17 protein-coding genes are annotated in these 18,735 nt (G+C 73.8%); 4 read left to right on the top strand and 13 right to left on the bottom strand.

From position 1 onward, the window contains the following. Window positions 1-29: 29 nt before the first annotated feature. The 4 genes from RBR11_RS01475 to RBR11_RS01460 all read right to left on the bottom strand — a co-directional run bounded on the left by RBR11_RS01475 (window position 30) and on the right by RBR11_RS01460 (window position 7,712). Window positions 30-2,705, bottom strand: coding sequence for an FtsX-like permease family protein (locus RBR11_RS01475; RefSeq protein WP_308487518.1), 2,676 nt, complete (start codon window positions 2,703-2,705; stop codon window positions 30-32). Beyond that, on the bottom strand, window positions 2,702-5,071 hold the full coding sequence (locus RBR11_RS01470) for a hypothetical protein (RefSeq protein WP_308487517.1): 2,370 nt from the start codon (window positions 5,069-5,071) through the stop codon (window positions 2,702-2,704). The genes RBR11_RS01475 and RBR11_RS01470 overlap by 4 nt, the downstream gene beginning before the upstream one ends. A gap of 117 nt (window positions 5,072-5,188) precedes the next feature. Next, on the bottom strand, window positions 5,189-6,448 hold the full coding sequence (locus RBR11_RS01465) for an MFS transporter (protein ID WP_308487786.1): 1,260 nt from the start codon (window positions 6,446-6,448) through the stop codon (window positions 5,189-5,191). Window positions 6,449-6,524: 76 nt separating this feature from the next. Next, window positions 6,525-7,712, bottom strand: coding sequence for a trans-sulfuration enzyme family protein (locus RBR11_RS01460; RefSeq protein ID WP_308487516.1), 1,188 nt, complete (start codon window positions 7,710-7,712; stop codon window positions 6,525-6,527). 113 nt (window positions 7,713-7,825) lie between these two features. Here RBR11_RS01460 and RBR11_RS01455 point away from each other — a divergent pair, with 113 nt between their 5' ends. After that, complete coding sequence (locus RBR11_RS01455; protein WP_308487515.1) at window positions 7,826-8,305, top strand: Lrp/AsnC family transcriptional regulator; 480 nt, start codon at window positions 7,826-7,828, stop codon at window positions 8,303-8,305. Between the two features lie 60 nt (window positions 8,306-8,365). Here RBR11_RS01455 and RBR11_RS01450 read toward each other — a convergent pair whose 3' ends face one another. From RBR11_RS01450 to RBR11_RS01415, 8 genes are all read right to left on the bottom strand, one after another. Continuing rightward, window positions 8,366-9,634, bottom strand: a complete 1,269-nt coding sequence (locus RBR11_RS01450) for an ankyrin repeat domain-containing protein (protein ID WP_308487514.1) — start codon at window positions 9,632-9,634, stop codon at window positions 8,366-8,368. Window positions 9,635-9,699: 65 nt separating this feature from the next. Then, window positions 9,700-10,575, bottom strand: a complete 876-nt coding sequence (gene rarD, locus RBR11_RS01445) for an EamA family transporter RarD (protein WP_308487513.1) — start codon at window positions 10,573-10,575, stop codon at window positions 9,700-9,702. 92 nt (window positions 10,576-10,667) lie between these two features. Beyond that, a complete protein-coding gene (locus RBR11_RS01440; protein ID WP_308487512.1) occupies window positions 10,668-11,588 on the bottom strand; it encodes an NADP-dependent oxidoreductase in 921 nt (306 codons plus the stop codon). A gap of 46 nt (window positions 11,589-11,634) precedes the next feature. Further along, window positions 11,635-12,513 (bottom strand): hypothetical protein, encoded by an 879-nt coding sequence (locus RBR11_RS01435; RefSeq protein WP_308487511.1) that lies wholly within the window; start codon window positions 12,511-12,513, stop codon window positions 11,635-11,637. A gap of 81 nt (window positions 12,514-12,594) precedes the next feature. Then, the gene (locus RBR11_RS01430; RefSeq protein WP_308487510.1) at window positions 12,595-13,515 is read right to left on the bottom strand and encodes a S1C family serine protease; all 921 of its coding nucleotides are present in this window, start codon (window positions 13,513-13,515) and stop codon (window positions 12,595-12,597) included. Between the two features lie 80 nt (window positions 13,516-13,595). Then, entirely contained in the window at window positions 13,596-14,174 is a 579-nt protein-coding gene (locus RBR11_RS01425) for a TetR/AcrR family transcriptional regulator (RefSeq protein WP_308487509.1), read from the bottom strand. Between the two features lie 3 nt (window positions 14,175-14,177). Further along, entirely contained in the window at window positions 14,178-14,609 is a 432-nt protein-coding gene (locus RBR11_RS01420; protein ID WP_308487508.1) for a tautomerase family protein, read from the bottom strand. Window positions 14,610-14,738: 129 nt separating this feature from the next. After that, window positions 14,739-15,212: a MarR family winged helix-turn-helix transcriptional regulator gene (locus RBR11_RS01415; protein WP_308487507.1), complete on the bottom strand. Its 474-nt coding sequence runs from the start codon at window positions 15,210-15,212 to the stop codon at window positions 14,739-14,741. A 113-nt stretch (window positions 15,213-15,325) separates the two neighbouring features. Between RBR11_RS01415 and RBR11_RS01410 the strand changes: the two genes are divergently transcribed. Together RBR11_RS01410 and RBR11_RS01405 are read left to right on the top strand one after the other, a co-directional pair. Continuing rightward, the gene (locus tag RBR11_RS01410) at window positions 15,326-16,438 is read left to right on the top strand and encodes an LLM class flavin-dependent oxidoreductase (RefSeq protein ID WP_308487506.1); all 1,113 of its coding nucleotides are present in this window, start codon (window positions 15,326-15,328) and stop codon (window positions 16,436-16,438) included. Window positions 16,439-16,464: 26 nt separating this feature from the next. Continuing rightward, window positions 16,465-17,139 (top strand): NADPH-dependent F420 reductase, encoded by a 675-nt coding sequence (locus tag RBR11_RS01405; protein ID WP_308487505.1) that lies wholly within the window; start codon window positions 16,465-16,467, stop codon window positions 17,137-17,139. Window positions 17,140-17,186: 47 nt separating this feature from the next. Here RBR11_RS01405 and RBR11_RS01400 read toward each other — a convergent pair whose 3' ends face one another. After that, entirely contained in the window at window positions 17,187-17,315 is a 129-nt protein-coding gene (locus RBR11_RS01400; RefSeq protein WP_308487504.1) for a hypothetical protein, read from the bottom strand. Window positions 17,316-17,418: 103 nt separating this feature from the next. Here RBR11_RS01400 and RBR11_RS01395 point away from each other — a divergent pair, with 103 nt between their 5' ends. Beyond that, window positions 17,419-18,726: an alpha/beta hydrolase gene (locus tag RBR11_RS01395; protein WP_308487503.1), complete on the top strand. Its 1,308-nt coding sequence runs from the start codon at window positions 17,419-17,421 to the stop codon at window positions 18,724-18,726. Window positions 18,727-18,735 lie beyond the last annotated feature (9 nt).

Below are 18,735 nucleotides of genomic sequence, written 5' to 3'. Positions count from 1 at the left end.
CTGTCCCCCTTCGTCGTCATCGTTCGTCGTCATCCTTCGTCGTCCGCCACCCGGATCGCGTCGGCGCTGCGCAGCTGTGCGGCAGCCGTCGCCGAGAGCAGCACGGCGAGGGCGGTCACCAGCAGGAACCCGGCGACCACCGCGAGCAGCGCCGCACCGCCGAACGTCAGCTCGGGCGGGGCCTGACCCCCGGTGAAGCCGCGCAGGTCGAGCCCTCCGACGACGAGCCAGGCCGTCGCCGCGCCGGCGGCGACGCCGACCGGCAGCGACACGAGCATCCCCGGGCCCGCCTCCCAGGCGACCAGCGGCAGCTCTCCGCGCCGCGGGTACCCGATCGCGCGGAGCAGAGCCAGCAGCCGGGCGCGCGCCGCCGCTCCGAGCACGAGCGTCTGCACCACGGCCACGGCGAGCAGCAGGGCGACGACGCCGGTCGCGGCGGTGAGCGAGGCGGTGAGCGCGGCGGACGCGGGATCCGATGCCGCGTCGGCGATGATCCGCCCGGCGGTGACCGTGGTGGTGCCCGCGCCGAGCGCGGCGCCGAGCGCCCGGGCGACGACGGTCGGATCGTGCCCGTGGGCGACGGAGACGAACAGCCTGGAGCCAGACGACGACGTCACGCCGATCCGGGCGAGGTTCGCACGATCGACGATCACCCACTTCTCCGCCGTGCCGAACGGCACCGCCTGCGCGGTCCGGGCGACGATCCGCACCTTCCGCCCGTTCACCGTCAGAGCGTCGCCGAACTGGTCGAGCAGCTGCGCGGAGGCGACCACGGGGATCGCGCCGCCGCCCGGAGAGGCGAGCTCCGCCGGCATCGGCAGAGCGCCGTCGAAGCCCTGCTGCACGCGGACGAACGCGGCCCGGTCCACGGCGTAGATGCGCACGCGGCCGGTTCCCGTCGAGGACGCCGCCTGACCGATCGCGTCGGCGTCCAGCGTGGCGACCGCCCGCACGCCGGCGACGGCGCGGGCGATCGCCGTCTGGTCGTCGGGCGAGTACGGCAGGGTGACGGCGATGTCCGCCCCCGTGCTCTCCCTGGCGCTGCGGGCGATGCCGTCGGACACCGTCGCCGAGAAGCTCAGCGAGAACACCGCCACCGCGATGCCGATCACGGCGGCGAGGGCGGGCGCCGTGCGCAGGGTCGCATCGCGGAGCGCCCTCGCCGGGCCGAGCAGCGCGATCAGGCCGGTGCGGCGCGCGGACGAGCGGTGCAGGGCGTCGAGCAGCGGCGGGAGCAGCCGCAGGACGAGGACCGTGCCCGCACCGCCGACGAGCAGCGGTACGGCGAGCAGAAGGGGGTCGACGGCGACGTCGCCGGCTCCCCGGCCGCGCAGGACCGCGCCCAACGCGACGGCCAATGCGACGATGACGATCTCGATGACGGCGCGGCGCCAGCGCGCGGTGAGCGGCACCGTTCCGCTCCCGCGCTCGGCGCGGCGCAGCCCGGCGAGCACGGTGAGCGGCGCCGTGCAGACGGGAACGAGGACGAGGAGCGCGGCGATCAGGACGGCGAGCGGATCCGGTCCGTTCCGCACCGCCAGGATCCCGGCGAGCAGGCCGATCGCCGCCCCGATCAGGCCGAGCAGCAGGCTCTCGCCGCCGAAGAGCACGGCGAGCTGCACGAGCGAGGCCCCGCGTGCGCGCAGGAGGGCGGCCGCTCGGCGGCGCCGCATCGCGAGCTGACGGCCGGCCAGCGCGAGGACCACGACGGCCACCGCGAGCGGCCCCACCGCCGCCACCGCGAGGACCGCGGTCAGCGACCCCCCGCGGGCGACGCCGCGGTCGAGCGCGTCCGCGACCGGTGTCGCGTAGATGAGGCCGCGGTCGAAGAAGCCGCCCGTGGGGGTGCCGAGGTGCACGGCGGTCGCCATCATCAGCCGCAGCTGGCGCGACACCGTCGCGACGTTGCCGGCGTCGATCGCCGCCGCGTCCAGGGGGATCCACGAGAACGTCGACGTCTGGCCCGCCATGTCGCCGAGCAGCCCCGCCTCGCCGGGCGCGAGGAAGGCCACCGCGTCCAGGATCCTGTCGCCCATCGGCGTCAGCTCGACGATCGGCTCGAGCGCGCCGGGCATCATCGTCCAGTCGGCACTCTCCGTGCCGTCGGGCGCCACCAGGCCGGTGAGGGTCACCGTGAGGCCCTCGCGCCGGCGGCTCTCGCCGACCTTCCAGTCCAGCGTCTTCGCGGCGGCGTCGACCATCACGACGCCGACGCCCTGCGCCGGATCGGTCGGCTGCGGGTACGCGCCCTGCACGAGCCGGCTGCGCCGCTCCAGACCCGGATCCATCAGGAGCTGGACCTTGTTGGCCGGCGTCCTCCGGTCGCCGACGAGGCCGGTCCCGCCGAACGTGCCGACCACGCGCGGCGTCCCGAGCGCGCTCCGCAGCGGTTCGGGCTGCGCATCGCGCGCGGCGGCCGCGGCGGCGAGGGGCGCCGCCCAGGCGTCCGCGGTCGCAGCGGAGGTGTGTTCCTGCACCGGCATCCCTGCCTGCGCCCCCGCCAAAGGCCGGCCGGCCTCGGGGATCACGTCGATCTGATGCTGCACGGTCGCGGTGCGGGCCTGGTCGACCAGCGGCGGCACGAGCAGTCCGGCCAGGGTCATCGCCGCGAGCGCCAGCACCAGGAACGCGGACAGCAGCGGCACCGTCCGCATCGTGCGGGCGACGACGACGCCCAGGCCGGGGGCCGGGAGCGCCCGGGTCATGCGCCGCTCCCCCACATCACCGGCAGCACGACCGCGGTCACCACGGCGCCGGCGGCCGCACCACCGAGCACGGCGAAGACGGCCACGCCGAGGACCTCTCCCGCTCGCGCCGCCCGCTGCCGCGCCGGAGCCAGGCCGAGCGATCGCAGCACGCGACGCTCCTCGGTCCGCCGCGCGCGGTCCGAAGCGGTCGCGGCGACGAAGCCGAGCACGCCGAGAAGGGCGGCAGCCGCGGATCCGATCCCGAGCAGGACCGTGGAGGTGGCGGTGACGGGCGCGACGCTCACCGTGTCGGGCGTGAGGATCCGCACCGGCGCGGACGCGCGGCTGCGCACGACGGCGGCGACGGCCGCGGGGTCGTCGGTCGAGACCCACAGCTCGTTCGCCGGCCCGTCTCCCGCGGCGTGATCGCCGAGCGCGACGCGGGTCGCGGCGAGGTCCGCGAGGATCCCGGGCACGGCGCCGATCCCCGGGATGTCGGGGAGGATCGCGACGACGGTCGATACCAGCGCCGCGCCGTCGGGCTGGAGCGTGGCCGTGAACCGGGTGCCCACGGCGGCGCCGAGGCGGTCCGCCAGCGACGCCGTGATCGCCACCGGGAAGGTGCGGTCGCGCGGCGCGGAGAGCACGCGCACCACCGCGGCCGGCACCGGCAGGGCCGCCGGGTCCGCCGCGACGAAGCCGATCGTGTCGGCGCCGACGACCGCGTCGCGCTGCAGGACGTCGCTCGCCCGGGACACGGACGGGAGCGCGCCCGCGTCGCCGGCGGTGAGCGGGGCGTCGTGCTGCCCGTCGACGGCGACGCGCACGTCCAGCCCGAGGGCGGCGCGGGCCGCGGCGCGGTCGGCGGCGGCCGCGAGCGGACCGGCGCCGAGTGCGAGCGTGGCCGATCCGGCAGCGAGGGCGAGGCAGAGGATCGCGACGGCGGTGAGCCCGGCGCGGCGCGCGATCTGCCGCAGCGGCAGCACCGGCACGATCCCGCGCCCGCCGCGGGCGGCCCGTTCGGCGATCGCGGCGGCGAGCACGGCGAGGAGCGGCACCGCGAGGGCGCAGGCGAGCAGGCTCGCGGCGCCGGATGCGGACGCGACCGGATCCGCGGACCCGTCCGGCGCGAGCACCCCGCCCTGCGCGAACAGCTGCCACACCGCGAACCCGGCGATCAGCGCGAGGACGACGAGCGGGAGCAACAGCACGCAGAGGAGCGGGCGTCCCGCATCGGAGCGGACCCGGTGCGCCGGATCGGAGGCGCGCAGCGCGCAGACCGCCGCGATCCCCGCGGCCACGACCACGGTCAGCGCCGCCGCGCCGAGGGTTCCGGCACCGGGCGGCGCGACGGGGCGCAGCGCGAGGATCGCGAGCACGGCGCCGGCGATCGTGACGACCGCCGTCTCCGCGGCGGCGTGCCCGGCGATCCCGAACGCCGACGCCCCTCGTGCCCGCCGCAGCCCGAGCTCCTCCCGGCGCACGCCGGCGAGGGCGGCGAGGATGACGGCGAGTGCCACCGCGCCCAGGGCGACGATGATCGCCGAGGGCACGATGAGGGTGCCCCGGGCCACGGTCACCGCAGCGGTCAGCCGGTCGAGCAGGTCGCCGAACGCCCCGCCGACGCGGGTGCTGGAGCGGTTGTCGGGGTCGACCTTCGCCGGGAGCTGCGCGAGCGCCGCCAGCCCGTTCCGGTACGCGTCCAGGGTGGTGGCGGACAGCGCGGTCGGGCGGATCGTCCAGGTCGTGGTCGGCGTGGTGCCCAGCCGGGCCATGTCCTGGTCCGTGACGAGCACGGGCCCGGCGGCGCCGTTCGAGTCCCCTGATCCGACCGCGGGATCGCCCGCCCAGGCCGGGTCGGCCGGATCCTTCGCGGTCCAGATGCCGACGACCGTCACCGTGACGTCCCCGCCGGACGCCGCGGCGTCGAGCCGGATCCGGTCGCCGAGGCGCCAGCCGCGCCGCTGAGCCGCCGCGGACAGCACCGACGCCTCACCCGGTCCGGACGGCCACGCGCCCTCCTTCAGCGTGCCGCGGCCGGTCACGGCGTCGCCGCCGATCGCCTGGACGGCGTCGGGGTTGCCGACCGAGATCTCGCTGACCGCGAGCCGGGACACCGCGACGGGGACGCCGGGGAAGGCCTCCGCGATCGCCGACCGCACCCGGCGGTCCTGCGCACCCCGATCCTGCGCGTCGATCGCGATGACCTCCGCAGCGCGCGTGCCGGGCTCGGCGACGTCGGCGATCCGGCGCACACCCTCGTCGACGAGCCGGGCGGACAGCCCCTCCATCCCGCCGACACCGAGCACGACGATGAGCGCCGCGAACAGCACGAGCAGGAGGCGCGTGGCCTGCTGCCCCGCCCGTCTCACCGCAAACGTCATCGATATCGCCCGAACCGCGTCCCGTCGACCCGGGTCGTCCTCGACCGGCGCGGGTGCGCTCATCCCCATCCTGGACGGCCGCACCCGAGCGCGCAACGACCCCGCGCGCGCGTCGGCTCAGTCGATCGCGACCGTCTCATCGCCCGCGGGCACGCCGTTGGCGGCTGCGGGCACGCGCCGTTCGAGCACGAGCGCGAGCGCGCACACACCGAGAGATCCCGCCACCATGGCGCCGATGAACCAGCCCTGCCGGCCTTCGCCGAGCAGGAGACCTGCTGCGATCGGGCCCGCGATCGCCCCGCCCTGGAAGGCTGCGGCGTTGATCGCGTTGTACCGGCCGCGGTTCCGGTCGGAGGCGAGGTCGTTATAGATCGCGGGCACGGTGGGCTGCAGCATCGTCTCCCCGAAAGCGAACACGCCCATGAACGCGAGCACGCCGATCGCGGCGGCCAGCGAGTCGGGCAGCAGACCGGTGAGCCCGAGCAGCACCCAGGACGTCGCCCAGATGAGCGCCATCACCTGCATCACGCGGGTGCGGCGGCGACCCGTGATGAGCTTCAGCACGGCGAACTGCAGCAGCACGATGACGGCGGTGTTCACGGCGAACGAGAAGCCGATGACCTGCGTGGACACGCCGGACACCTGCCGGGCGTACGCGGGGAACCCGGCCTCCATCTGGCCGTAGCCGATGAACACCGCGACGAACGTGAGCAGCGTGAGCGAGAGCACCGCAGGCCGGCGCAGGATCTGCCGGTACCCGTCGACGGGCGCGTCGGGCGCCTCCGGATCCGCATGCGTGCGGATGTGCCGGAGCGGGCCGAGGAGCAGGGCCATCGGAACCACGGCGCTCGCGGCATCGGCGAGGAAGATCGCGGTGAACGTGACCGGCTGGTGCACGTCGACGAAGAAGCCGCCGATGATGCCGCCGACGCCGATCCCGAGGTTCACCAGCGCGAAGTTCACGCCGAAGTACTGCTGGCGCAGCTCGCCGTCGACGACCGTCGCGATGAGCGCGTTGAAGCCCGGCCAGGACACCCCGAAGTTCACGCCGACGAGCACGAGCGCGACGGCGGCGACGACCGGCGAGGCGGCGAACGCGAGCAGCGTGCAGCCCGCGATCATCGCGACGAGGCCGGCGAGCAGCACCCGCCGCGCGCCGTAACGGTCGATGAGGGTGCCGCCCGGGCCGGTCACGACGAGGCCGGTGACCGCGATGATGCTCATCAGCGCGCCGGCGAGACCGAGATCGAAACCGCGCACCTCGTGCAGGTAGATGATCGTGAACGGCAGCGTCAGGCCGCGGCCCAGGGTCTGGATCGCCGCCGTGGACAGCAGCCACCGCCCCTCGGTCGGGAGGGCCGCCCAGAACGTTCGCATGCCGGTCACCGGAACAGTCTGCCGGAGGCCGCCGACATCCGGATCCGGCTCTGCCTGCAGCAGCGGGGGCCGCGGATCAGCGCACCGCGGCGGTCACCCGGCTGAGCGCCTGGGCGAGGTCGCCGATCAGGTCCTCGACGTCCTCCAGACCGATCGAGATCCGCACGATGTCGGCGCCCGGGCGCGCCGCGGCCGCGACCGGACGGTGCGTGAGGGCCGCCGGGTGCTGCACGAGGGAGTCGACGCCGCCGAGCGACACGGCGTGCGTGAACAGCTGCACGGATCCGGTGAGCGCCTCGGCGGCTGCGTAGCCGTCGCGGAGCCGGATGGCGATCATCGCGCCGCCGCCGCGCATCTGCCGCGGGATCAGCCCGCGGTGATCGCCGATGCCCGGGTAGAACACCTCCGCGACCTCGGGCTGCTGCGCGAGCCAGGCCACGACCCGCTCGGCGGACTGCTGCTGCCGCTCGATCCGGATCGGCAGGGTCGCGAGCCCGCGGTGCAGCAGGTACGCGCCGAGCGGGTGCAGCAGGGCGCCCGTGATCGCGCGGACCCGGCGCAGCGCCTGCGCGGTCTCCTCGGAGCAGGCGATGACGCCGGCGATCACGTCGCCGTGTCCGCCGATGTACTTCGTCGCGCTGTGCAGCGACAGCGCGGCCCCGAGGTCGAGCGGGTTCTGCAGCAGCGGCGTGGCGAAGGTGTTGTCGACGAGCACCGGCACCTCGCCCGCCTGGGCGACCACGCCGGCGATGTCCACGAGATCGAGCGTCGGGTTGGCCGGCGTCTCCAGCACCACGAGCCCGGTGTCGGGGCGGAGGTGCGCGTGCACCTCATCCTCGGCGCAGAAGGTCACCTCGGCGCCGAGCAGACCGGAGTCGAGGAGGTGGTCGGTGCCCCCGTAGAGCGGGCGGACCGCGACGACGTGCTTCAGCCCCTTCGCGGTCGTGTGCGACAGGATCGCCGCGGTCATCGCGGCCATGCCGCTGGAGAAGGCGACGGCGGCCTCGGCGTGCTCGAGCTCGGCGAGGCCCTCCTCGAAGCGCGCCACGGTCGGGTTCCACAGCCGGGCGTAGACGTTGCCGCCGTCCGGGAGCGGGTGCCCGCCGTTCGCCATCGACTCGTACGAGTCGCCGCCGTGCTGGATGTCGGGCAGCGGGTTGGTCGAGGAGAGGTCGATCGGCGCGGCGTGGACGCCGAGGGCGGCGAGGTCGGCGCGGCCGGCGTGGACGGCGACGGTGTCGGGATGCAGAGGCTGATCGAGCATGCATCCAGGATCCCTCTGCGCGCAGAAGAATACCAGTGTGATTGTTCCCTGAATGATCTTCGGATGCGATCCTTGTCAGGAGCGCAATCAAATGCGCCGGGAAGGAGCGGATCTTGACCGCAGAGCAGAGCGCCGCCGTCGATCCCCTCGACCTGCGGATCCTCGCCGCCCTGGCCGAGCGCCCCGACGCGTCGATCAAGGAGCTGGCGGAGGCGCTGGCGATCCCCGCGTCGACCTGCGCGTTCCGGATGCGTTCGCTGCGCTCCCGCGGGGTGATCCTCGGCATGCGACTGGAGATCGACCCTGCGGCTCTCGGCCGGCCGCTGCAGGCGGTGATCCGGGTGCGCCTCGGCAACCACAGCAAGAGCCGGGTGGAGGCGCTCTTCGACGCGCTCGAACGCACGGCGGGCGTGCTGCAGGTGTTCCACATCGCCGGGGCCGACGACTTCCTCGTGCACGTGGCGGTCGCCGACGCGGCCGCCCTGCGCGACATCGTGCTGGAGCGGATCACCGTGCACGACGTGGTGCGGGCCACCGAGACGCAGCTCGTCTTCGAGCGCCGCGAGGGCGTGGGCGCGCTCCCCCGCGGCTGACGCCGAGGGCACTCCGGCCGACGACCGCGCCCGGCGACGCGGACCGCCGCGAGCCGCCCGTCAGCGCGGGGTCGCCCCCTCCAGGATCCGGGCGATCGCGTCGTATCCCTTGGCCCGCGCGTTGTCGAGCGCGGTGCGGCCGTTGCGATCCCTGATCCCCGGGTCCGCGCCGTGCGCGACGAGGATGCGCACGATCTCCTGGTGCGCAGGACCGCCGTCGCCGAGCAGCACGGCCTCCTGCAGCGCGGTCCAGCCGAGGCTGTTCACCTCGTTCAGGTCGACGCCGGCCGTCACGACCCGCGCGATGTAGTCGACATGGCCGCGCTCGGCGGCGGGGTGGACGGAGGTGCCGCCGTAGCGGTTCGGGATCGACAGGTCGGGCCGACCGGGCAGCAGCGCATCGAGCATCGCCACGCTGCCGGTCACCCCGGTCATGAGCCACGGCGTGTCCTTGCGGTAGTCGAGGGCGTTCACGTCGGCCCCCATCGCCACGAGCAGCTGCGCGACCGCGACCCGGTCCTGCATCACGGCGTGCATGAGCGGCGTGCGCTGCAGCTGCCTGTCGCGCACCTCCAGGTCGGCCCCGGCCCTGATCGCGATCGCGGCGGCGTCGGCATCTCCCGACTCGGCGGCGGCGAGAAGCGCGGCGTCCGGATCCGCGGGTCGGGGGGCGTCCTGCGCCGCGCGGAGGATCTTCGCGGATCCGCGCAGACCCCGCTGCTCGGCCATCTGCAGCGGCGTGAGGCGCTCGCGCACAGACGCCCGGGTGAACTCGACGCCGCCCGCGATGAGCGCACGGATCGTGGTCGCGTAGTCCTGGTCGTCCTTGCCGAACCAGACCGCCTCGTGGATCGCCTGGTACCCGATCCGGTTCACGTGGTCGCGGTCGATGCCCGCCTGCAGCAGCGCGCCGATGATGTACCCGTGCCCTCGTTCGGCGGCGCGGATGAGCCCGGTGCCGTTCCAGCTGTCCTTGTCGTCCACGCTCGCGCCGTGCGCCAGGGTCATCCGGAGCAGGTCGAGGTGACCCTCGCTCGTCGCGACGAGGTACGCCGACTGCTGGGTGTCGTCCTTCGCATTCACGTCGGCGCCCTGCGCCACGAGTGCGGTCGCCCGCGGCACGTCGTCCGCCCAGGCCGCGTCACGCAGATCCTGGTCGAGGCCCGCCGGGGAGACGCTTACGCGGGCGCTCGCGGCGGACGGGGTCGGCGTGGCGGCGGACGGGCTCGGCGCGGCATCGGTGCTCATGGGGGCGACGGTACACGCGGCGAGCACCGCGGCGAGCGCGGCGAGGGACGCGAGAGCGACGATCGGACGACGGACGGGCATGGGACCTCCTGACGGGACGGTCCCAGTCTCCGCGGCGGGCAGAGGCCGCCGCATCGTCCGATCGGCTATTCCCGCGGGCGGGACGCTCCGCGGAATCCGTCGACGGCGAGGATCGCCAGCGCGACCGCGAGCAGGCCGTAGACGACGAGGTCGGGCAGGTGCACCTTCTCGCCGAGGAGCAGCGCGACGACGAACAGCAGGACGGGCTCGACGTAGCTGAGCAGCCCGAACAGCGGCAGACCGAGCAGCCGTGACGCCCCGAGATAGGCCGACATGGCGAGTGCCCCGGCGAAGCCCGCGGCGATCTCGGCGACCACCCCGAGGGGCGTCGAGGCGCCGGGGGTGACCAGCACGAAGGTCACCGCCACCGGGAGCAGCAGCGTCGTCTCCGCGCCGAACGTCGCGGGCAGGTCGAGGCCCGCGTGCCGGCGGACGGTGAAGTAGATCGCGTAGACGATGCAGATCCCGAACGCGACCCACGAGACGGTGCCCGCGAGCGCGACCTTCACGACCACGGCGACCGTGGCGATCGAGACCGCGACCCACTGCAACCGGCTGACGTGCTCGCGGAACAGCAGCCGCCCGACGAGCACGAGCGCGATCGGCAGCAGCAGGTAGCCGAGCGACGCGTCGAGCCCGTAGCCGTGCCGGGGCGCCCACGCGAACAGCCACATCTGCGCACCGACCATCACGGTCATCGCGACCAGGACCGGCCACCGCCACCAGGCCGAGGTGAGCACGCCCCAGAGCAGCGCGAGCGCCTCCCGGCCGGAGCGGGTCGCGAGCGCTGCCGCGTAGCAGAGAAGGGTGACGATCATCCGCCAGCCGAACTGCGACTCCGCCGAGGCGTCGACGACGCCGTACAGGTAGAAGATGGCGCCGAACAGCACGCTCGCGACCAGTGAGCTGACGACGCCCGCTGCGCCCTGCGACTTCGGCATCCGACCGCCTTTCACAGGAACATTACCGGTCGCGACAGGCCCGTCCTGACTCGATGTCGCGCTCCCGGGGCGCGTCCGGCCGACCCGTGGCGTTACGGCACGATGACGAGCTTGCCCCGCGTGTGCCCGGTCATGCTCGCCCGGAACGCGTCGGCGACGCGGTCGAGCGGGAACGTCTGCGCCACCTCGACCCGGAGCTGCCCGCCTGCGGCGAGTTCGGCGAGACGGGCGGTCTCGGATCCGTCCGGGCGCACCCAGATCCAGCGTCCGCCGTGCTCGACGACGGAGGCGTCGGCGACGGAGGCATGACGTCCGCCGTCCCGGAGGACGGCGAGGGTGGTGTCGAGCTGACCGCCCACGAAGTCCGCGACCGCGTCGACAGGACCGTCCGCCAGCGCCCGCACCCGGTCGACGAGGCCGTCGCCGTAGCCCACCGGCACGGCGCCGAGGTCGCGGAGGTAGGCGTGGTTTCGCTCGGACGCGGTGCCGATCACGCGGGCTCCCCGCGCGACCGCGATCTGCACCGCGAGGCTGCCGACCCCGCCCGCCGCGCCGTGCACGAGCACCGTGCGGTCGCCCAGCTCGCCCAGCGCGTCGATCGTGCGCAGGGCCGTGCCCCCGGCGAGCGGGAGCCCGGCCGCCTCCTCCCAGGTCAGCGCCGCGGGCCTGCGCGCGACGGCGTGCACCGGGACCGAGACCCGCTCGGCGAACGTCCCCGCGCCGAGCACGTCCTTGCGCGCGTACGCCATCACCTCGTCGCCGATCGCGAACTCGGGGGTGTCCGGGCCGAGCCCGACGACGACGCCGGCCACGTCCCAGCCCGGGATGACCGGGAACTGCACGTCCATGAGCCGGTCGAGGTACCCCGCCATGAGCTTCCAGTCGACGGGGTTCACGCCGGCGGCCCGCACCTCGATGAGAACGGATCCGGGAAAGAGCTTCGGGTCCGGCACGTCCCGCACGACGATGTCGCCGGGGTCGGTGCTGTACTGGTCGTAGACGGCGGCGCGCATGGTTCCTCCTCGGAGCGGTCCCTCCATCCTCCCCCGGCGCGGCGGACTACCGGCCGTTGCGTCGCAGAGTCGCGAGAGCGGCGACCGTCGTGTACCCGCGCCACTCGAGCGCGGCCGCCGCGGAGTGGCTGGTGAAGTCGACGGCCCACCCGCCGTCGGCGAGCTGGGTGCGCTCGAGCCGGTCGAGCTCGGCGGCCACCGCCCGCGGATCCAGGATCGCCCGCACCGGACGGGCCGGAGCGGAGAGCACGTGCACCGCCTCGCCGGGAGCGCCGCCGGCGACGGGCAGCGCGCCGTCCCGGGGCAGGAATCGGGCGAGCCTCCCGATCAGCTCCCCCGCCTCCGCGTGCGTCTCGGCGGTCTCATCGAGGAAGGCGAGCGCGAACGAGAGGACGTAGGCGAAGGGCTCCTCGTCGATCTCGCGGATCGCGTCGAAGCAGTACCGGGTCGCCGTCTGCAGCCAGGGATGGGCGCGGATCGCCTCGTCCCCCCGCGCGGCGCGGTGCGCCTGGGCGGCCACGGCGGCCGTGATCTGCAGCGACGACACCGCCGGGTCGGCCTGCGTCCAGAACGGCGCGCACCCGGCCGGATCCGCGATCGGCAGCGCGAACGGCAGACCGCCGTCGGGGAGCGTCACCGCGCCCAGCCAGTCCAGCAGCGCGGTCGCGTGCGGGGAGGTCGCCGGTCCGGCGTCGGCGAGCGCCTCGAGCGCGTGCAGCGCCGCCGCGGGCTGACTCTCCGGGGCCCGGAGGTCCGGCTCCAGCCCCCAGCCGTAGCCGCCGTCGGCGTTGCGGTACGCGTCCAGTCCCCGCACGATCGCGTGCCGGGCCGCGTCGTCGTCGTGGATCAGCGCCTCGAAGCGGCGACGGTCGAGGATCCGCGCGTGCGCGGCCAGGAAGGACGCGGCACGGTCCAGGTCGGTCATCGGTGCTCCCTCGCTCACGGATGTCCTCCATTCTCGACGCGGCTGCCGCCCGTGTCATGCGCGGGGATCGGCGTGCCAGGGTCACTGCAGCCGCAGCTCCTCCGGTTCCAGCACGAGATCGATCAGGGCGCCGTGGCGCAGCACGATCATCTCCATCCGACGGCCGATCGCCCCCTCGACCATGACCCGCTGCAGCCCGGTCGGATCGAAGATCGCCGTCCCGTCGATGGAGAGCACGATGTCCCCCGGCAGCGCGCCGGCCCTCGCCGCGGGGCTCCCCGTGACCGTCGACATGACCTGCATGCCCGTCCTGGATCCGACCTTCGCCGCGGCCTCGGGCGTGAGCGGCACCTTCGCCCCCGCCACGCCGAGCCAGGCCCGGCGCACCCGGCCGGCCGTGGCGAGCGTGTCGATGATCGCGAGGGTCGTCGCGTTGATCGGCACGGCGAGCCCGAGCCCGACGCCCGCGACCGCCGTGTTCACGCCGACCAGGCGGCCGGCGCTGTCGGCGAGCGCTCCCCCGCTGTTGCCGGGGTTCAGCGCGGCGTCGGTCTGGATCACCTCGTCGATCACCCGGCCGGATGCGGTCGGCAGCGAGCGGCCCAGCGCCGAGACGATGCCGGCGGTAACGCTGCCGGCGAGCCCTCGCGGATTGCCCAGCGCGACCACGAGCTGGCCCACGCGCAGGCGTGCGGCGTCGCCGAGCGGCACCGGATCCGGCGTCGGCCCGTGCGCCCGAAGCACGGCGAGGTCGGACAGCACGTCGGATCCGACGACATCCGCGTCGACCGCAGTGCCGTCGGCGAACGCGAGGCCGACCCCGCGGGCCCCCGCGACGACGTGCGCGCTCGTGAGGAGGATCCGGTCGCGGATGACCGAGGCGCTCCCGGCGCCGGCGCCGTCGACCGTGCGCACGCTCACCGCGGCGACGGCGGGCAGCACCATCTCCGCCACGCGCACGACCGTCGCCGAGTAGGCGTCGAGGGCCTCACCGTCGTCCATGCCAGCAGTCTCCGCCCGCCGGAGCACCGGATGGCGGTCGTTCGCCGAGGGCTGACCGCGGGCTCCGGCGACCCCGATCGTCAGTCCGCCGCACGCCGGTCGGCGGTGAGCGTCGCCGCGTCGCGCAGCAGTTGCGCGGCCACGAGGTCGTACGCCTCGAAGGAGCGTTCGGCGCGGGAGATCGCGACCGCGCCCTCGGTGGCCGCGAGCAGCTGGGCTGCGAGGGCGGCGGCGGACGCGGGATCCGCTCCGCCATCGCGCAGGAGGCGAGCGAGCAGCGCGCGCCAGTCACGGAAGAGCACGCCCGCCTTCGCACGCAGCTCGCCCGGGCCTGCCGACGTCGTGACGGCGAGCAGGGAGCAGCCGACGGCGAAGTCCGTCAGCTCGAGTCCGCGTCGCCATCCGTCGAGGAACGCCTGCACGACGATCACGGGATCCTGCCCCGACAGCGTCCCGAGCCGGTCGAAGGTCCGGGCGATCTGCACGTCGAGCGCCGCGGCGATCAGCTCATCCTTGCCGCCTGGGAAGTGGTGGTAGATGGATCCACGGGGCGCACCCGACCGGGCGAGCACCTCCGTGAACGACGTCGCCTGGTACCCGTCCTCGGCGAGGATCCGGATCGCGGCGTCGATCATCGCCGCCCGGGCATCCGACGGCACGGGTCAGGATCCCTGGAGCTTCGCGATCTCCGCCCGAGCCGCCTGCACGAGCTCCGCATTGGTGTGCGCGGTGCCCCACAGGCCCCAGCCGCCTTCGACAGCCTCGGTGAGCATCACCCAGGTTCGCTCGGCCAGCGTCGGGTCCCCCGCCGCGTCCGCGACCGCCTGCGTCAGCTGCGCGACCACGGCGAGCTGCTTGTCCCGGTCCAGCGCTCCGGAGTTGGTGAGCACCTGGACGCGGACGCGGTCGCTGTCCCCGTCCACGTTGCGGATCGCGCCCGCCGGAAGCTCGTGCACGAACGCGGCGGTGTTCTTCCGGAACATCGGGATGTCCGGCACCTGCTCGACACGCATCACGATCTCGGCGAGACGCTGCGCGAGCGCCTGCGGATCGGCGAACGTTCCCTCGGTGACGTACAGATCGATCATCGGCATGGCGAACTCCTTTGGTCTATGACGCTCGTCATAATATGACGATCGTCATAGTCAGGCAATCCCCCTCGTGCCGGCCCGAGGCTCGAGAACGCGGCCCCGACGTCAGTCCCGCGGCGAGCGCGACACGACTCACTCCGCCGCGAGTCCGTCCCACTGCCGCCGCAGCGCCTCCGTCAGCTCCGCGACCTGCGCCAGCTGGTCCGGCGTGAGGGCGTCGACGAAGAGCTCGCGCACGGCACGGAAGTGCGGCACGGATCCGGCCCGGAACGCCTCCGCCCCCTGCGGCGTGATCCGCACGTCGACGCCACGCGGATCCTCGGCGGCGTCGCGGGCGACGAGGCCGCGCCTCTCCATCCGCCCCAGGTGGTGCGAGAGCCGGCTGCGCTCCCAGCCGATCAGCGCCGCGAGCTCCGCGGAGCGCAGCGTGCGCCCTTCGGCCTCGCTCAGCGCGAGCAGCACCTGGTAGTCGCCGTCGGAGAGACCCGACTCGCTCTGCAGACGCGCCGCCAGGCGTCCGCGCAGTTCGTTCGAGGTCTCGATGAAACCGCGCCAGATCCTCAGCTGCTCCCGTGTGAGGCGGGAACGCCCCGCTCTCTCGGCCATCCGCCACCCCGATCGCCCGTCCCGCACCGGCGGGAATTGATACGTCAACTCTAACGTTGTCCGGCTATTGACACATCAATCCGGATCGACCGGGTGCACGGAAGGGCGCAGCGATGACTGCTCAGACGGAGAACTTCGAGTTCGGGCTGAACTCGTTCGGAGACGTGGCCACCGACGGCGACCGCGTGATGACCGACGCCGAGTCGGTGCGACTGCTCGTCGAGGAGGCGCAGCTGGCCGAATCGGTGGGGCTCGACATCTTCAGCGTCGGCGAGCACTACAAGGAGGACTCGGTCGATTCCGCCACGCCCGTCGTGCTCGCGGCGGCCGCGCAGGCGACGTCCGTGATCCGGCTCGGAACGTCCGTCACGGTGCTCTCGACGCAGGATCCGGTGCGCCTCTATCAGCAGTTCGCCACGGCGGACGCGATCTCCCGGGGCCGCACCGAGCTCATCCTCGGAAGGGCGTCGGCGATCGAGTCGTTCCCGCTGTTCGGCTACGACATCGCGGAGTACGAGGAGATCTTCGAGGAGAAGCTCGACCTGTTCCTGCGGCTCATGCGCGAGGACCGGGTGACCTGGGAGGGCAAGTACCGCACACCGCTCGAGAACGTGCGCCTGCACCCGCGCATGCCGGAGGGCGGGATCCCCGCCTGGATCGGGATCGGCGGCAGCCCGGACTCCGTCGTGCGTGCCGCCCAGCACGGGCTCCCCCTGATGATGGCGATCATCGGCGGCCAGCCGCAGCGCTTCGCCGGGCACGCCGAGCTGTACCTGCGGGCGCTGGCGAAGTTCGGGCGCCCGGAGCTGCCGATCGCGCAGCACTCCCTCGGCCTCGTGGCCGACACCGACGACGAGGCGAAGAACGTGCACTGGAAGCACTGGCAGCCGGTCGTCACCGCGATCAGCAAGGAGCGCGGCTTCTACCCGCCGACGGCGGCGCGCTACGCCGAGGAGGTGGACACCGGCGCGCTGTACGTCGGCTCCCCCGAGACGGTCGCGCAGAAGATCGCCGGCATCGTCCGCGACAACCACCTGTCCCGCTTCGACCTCAAATACGACCTGACCCACCTGCCCCGCGACGTGCGCGAGCACAGCATCCGCCTCTTCGGCGAGCGGGTCGCCCCGCGCGTGCGCGAACTGCTCGAGGAGGATCCGGGCAGCTGGTACCTCACCCGCCGGCCCGTCGCGCGGATCACCGCCGACGGCAAGGCCGTGCACGCCTGATCCCCGCGTCACCTCTGGAGCACATCATGAACGAGACCATCCGCACCATCGGGATCCTCGGCGCCGGCAAGGTCGGCACCGTGCTCACCCGTCTCGCGCTCGCGGCCGGGTACCGGGTGCTGATCTCCGGATCCGCGGATCCGGACCGGATCGCCCTGACGATCGAGGTGCTCGTCCCCGGGGCCGTCGCGGTGCGGCCCGAGGAGGCCGCGCGCGATGCCGACCTCGTCATCCTCGCGCTGCCGCTCGGCAAGCACCGCCGCCTCCCCGTCGCAGAGCTGGACGGCAAGCTCGTGATCGACGCCATGAACTACTGGTGGGAGACGGACGGGATCCGCGACGACCTGAACGATCCGCGCACCTCGACGAGCGAGATCGTGCAGGAGTTCCTCGCCGGCGCCCGCGTCGTGAAGGGGCTGAATCACATGGGCTATCACGACCTCGAGGAGGAGGCGCGGTCCGCCGGCGCCCCGGGACGCAAGGCGATCGCCGTCGCGGGAGACGACCCGGCCGACGTCGCCCGGGTCTCCGCGGTGATCGACGCCCTGGGGTTCGACCCGATCGATGCGGGTCCGCTCGCCGCGGGTGTCGTCCTCCAGCCCGGCAACCCGACCTTCGGCGCGGATCTGCCCGCCGACGAGCTGCGCGCGCTCATCGACGCCGCGGCCTCCGCCCGCGGCGTGACCGCACCCGGACGCTGATCGGCCCCCCGCTGAGCGGCGCCGGCCCGCGCACACCGCGGAGGCGCCTACTGGCCCTCGCGCTGGGCGGCCGCGCGGATCCGCCCGACCAGCGCCCGCGCGACGGTGCGCACGGCATCGCGCGTCTTCAGGATGACCTGGTCGGGGTGGGCCACGATCCACGGCGTGCGGGTCACGACGATCGAGGCGTGCGGCGCCCCGCGAACCGAGCGAGCCCGCGGCGCGGGCTATAGTCGGCACCGGCGGAGCCGACGCTCCGCCGCCGCCCAAGGAGATCGGATGACCTGGTTCTACCGCCTCGACGTCATCGATGGGCCGCTCCCCTACACGGTGTGGGGCCTCACCATCGTCGGCGTCGTGGCGCTGCTCATCCGACGTCCCACCCCGGCCTGGCTGTGGCGCGTGGTGATCGCGATCGCCGTCGGCGCCGGCGCGGGCCTGGCCACCATCGGCATCTCCAACGCCACCGACGCGTTCGGTGTGCAGCTGCCGGACGCGTGCTGGTACTGGGTGCCGGCCGGCTTCGCGGGCGCCCTGTTCGGCGTCGCCTCGCTGTGGGAGCGCGGCATCTGGCGCAAGGCCGTCGCCGTGCTCGTGGTGATCCTCTCCCTGATCTCCACGACCTTCGGGGTGAACGCGGCCTTCGGCATCGACACGACCGTGGGCGCGATGTTCGGCGTCTCCACCCAGGACGACATCCACCACCTGCCGAAGCCCGCGCCGTCGCCGACGCAGACGGCGAGCGGGCCCCTCTACCAGACCTGGAATCCGCCCGCCGACATGCCGAAGACGAGCATCGTCGCCCAGCTCGGCGGGGACAAGAAGATCCCGTCCACCGCCGGATTCGTGCCGCGCAACGCCGCGATCTACCTGCCCCCGGCCGCGCAGGTCGAGAACGCACCGCGGCTCCCGCTCGTCGTGATGATGATGGGCTATCCGGGCGCCCCGGATCCGAGCTTCATCGCATCGGCCCTCGACGCCCTGGCGGCGAAGAACAGGGGCCTCGCGCCGATCGTGATCGTCGCCGACCAGCTCGGGAACGAGAAGCAGGATCCGGTGTGCGTCGACTCCGCCAAGTACGGCGGCGTCTCGACCTACGTCAACACCGACATCCCCGCCTACGCGACGAAGCACCTGAACGTCCTGCTCGACCACAAGTACTGGACGATCATGGGCTACTCGAACGGCGGCGCGTGCGCGTTCACCTTCGCCACCCACCACCCCGAGCTCTGGGGGAACCTGGTCGCGATCTCGCCGGACGAGTACCCCGGGGCGGAGTGGCGGAGCGAGGCGATCAAGACCCTGTTCGGCGGCGACACCGCCGCGTTCGACGCGAACAGGCCCGCGGCCGGGATCGCCGCGCACCCGGGAGCGTTCGCGGGTCACCTGGCCGTGTTCACCGTCGGCGAGAAGGATCCGGGATTCCTCCCCGGCGTGCAGAAGAACTCCGAACTCGCCCAGGCGGCCGGCTTCGCGACGACCTTCTACGTGGTGCCGGGCGCCGACCACGTGGTCTCGGCTCTCACCGGCGGGATCCCGTATGCGATGGAGCTGCTGTACAAACACCTGGGTTTGTCGGCACCCTGATCAGAAGCC

It is taken from the genome of Microbacterium capsulatum (assembly GCF_030865425.1).
Lineage (GTDB): Bacteria > Actinomycetota > Actinomycetes > Actinomycetales > Microbacteriaceae > Microbacterium > Microbacterium capsulatum.
Note: the sequence above shows the minus strand (reverse complement) of the source record. Positions and strands in the feature narration are given on the sequence as shown.

Bases quoted from the DNA above. Each gene is read 5' to 3' on its own strand.
- RBR11_RS01430 (WP_308487510.1), bottom strand. From the start codon at position 13,515: ATGGACGACGGTGAGGCCCTCGACGCCTACTCGGCGACGGTCGTGCGC.
- RBR11_RS01450 (WP_308487514.1), bottom strand. From the start codon at position 9,634: ATGCCCGTCCGTCGTCCGATCGTCGCTCTCGCGTCCCTCGCCGCGCTC.
- RBR11_RS01395 (WP_308487503.1), top strand. From the start codon at position 17,419: ATGACCTGGTTCTACCGCCTCGACGTCATCGATGGGCCGCTCCCCTAC.
- RBR11_RS01440 (WP_308487512.1), bottom strand. From the start codon at position 11,588: ATGCGCGCCGCCGTCTACGACCAGTACAGCACCGACCCCGGCGACATC.
- RBR11_RS01460 (WP_308487516.1), bottom strand. From the start codon at position 7,712: ATGCTCGATCAGCCTCTGCATCCCGACACCGTCGCCGTCCACGCCGGC.
- RBR11_RS01420 (WP_308487508.1), bottom strand. From the start codon at position 14,609: ATGCCGATGATCGATCTGTACGTCACCGAGGGAACGTTCGCCGATCCG.
- rarD (WP_308487513.1), bottom strand. From the start codon at position 10,575: ATGCCGAAGTCGCAGGGCGCAGCGGGCGTCGTCAGCTCACTGGTCGCG.
- RBR11_RS01405 (WP_308487505.1), top strand. From the start codon at position 16,465: ATGAACGAGACCATCCGCACCATCGGGATCCTCGGCGCCGGCAAGGTC.
- RBR11_RS01475 (WP_308487518.1), bottom strand. From the start codon at position 2,705: ATGACCCGGGCGCTCCCGGCCCCCGGCCTGGGCGTCGTCGTCGCCCGC.
- RBR11_RS01435 (WP_308487511.1), bottom strand. From the start codon at position 12,513: ATGACCGACCTGGACCGTGCCGCGTCCTTCCTGGCCGCGCACGCGCGG.
- RBR11_RS01415 (WP_308487507.1), bottom strand. From the start codon at position 15,212: ATGGCCGAGAGAGCGGGGCGTTCCCGCCTCACACGGGAGCAGCTGAGG.
- RBR11_RS01465 (WP_308487786.1), bottom strand. From the start codon at position 6,448: ATGCGAACGTTCTGGGCGGCCCTCCCGACCGAGGGGCGGTGGCTGCTG.
- RBR11_RS01410 (WP_308487506.1), top strand. From the start codon at position 15,326: ATGACTGCTCAGACGGAGAACTTCGAGTTCGGGCTGAACTCGTTCGGA.
- RBR11_RS01470 (WP_308487517.1), bottom strand. From the start codon at position 5,071: ATGACGTTTGCGGTGAGACGGGCGGGGCAGCAGGCCACGCGCCTCCTG.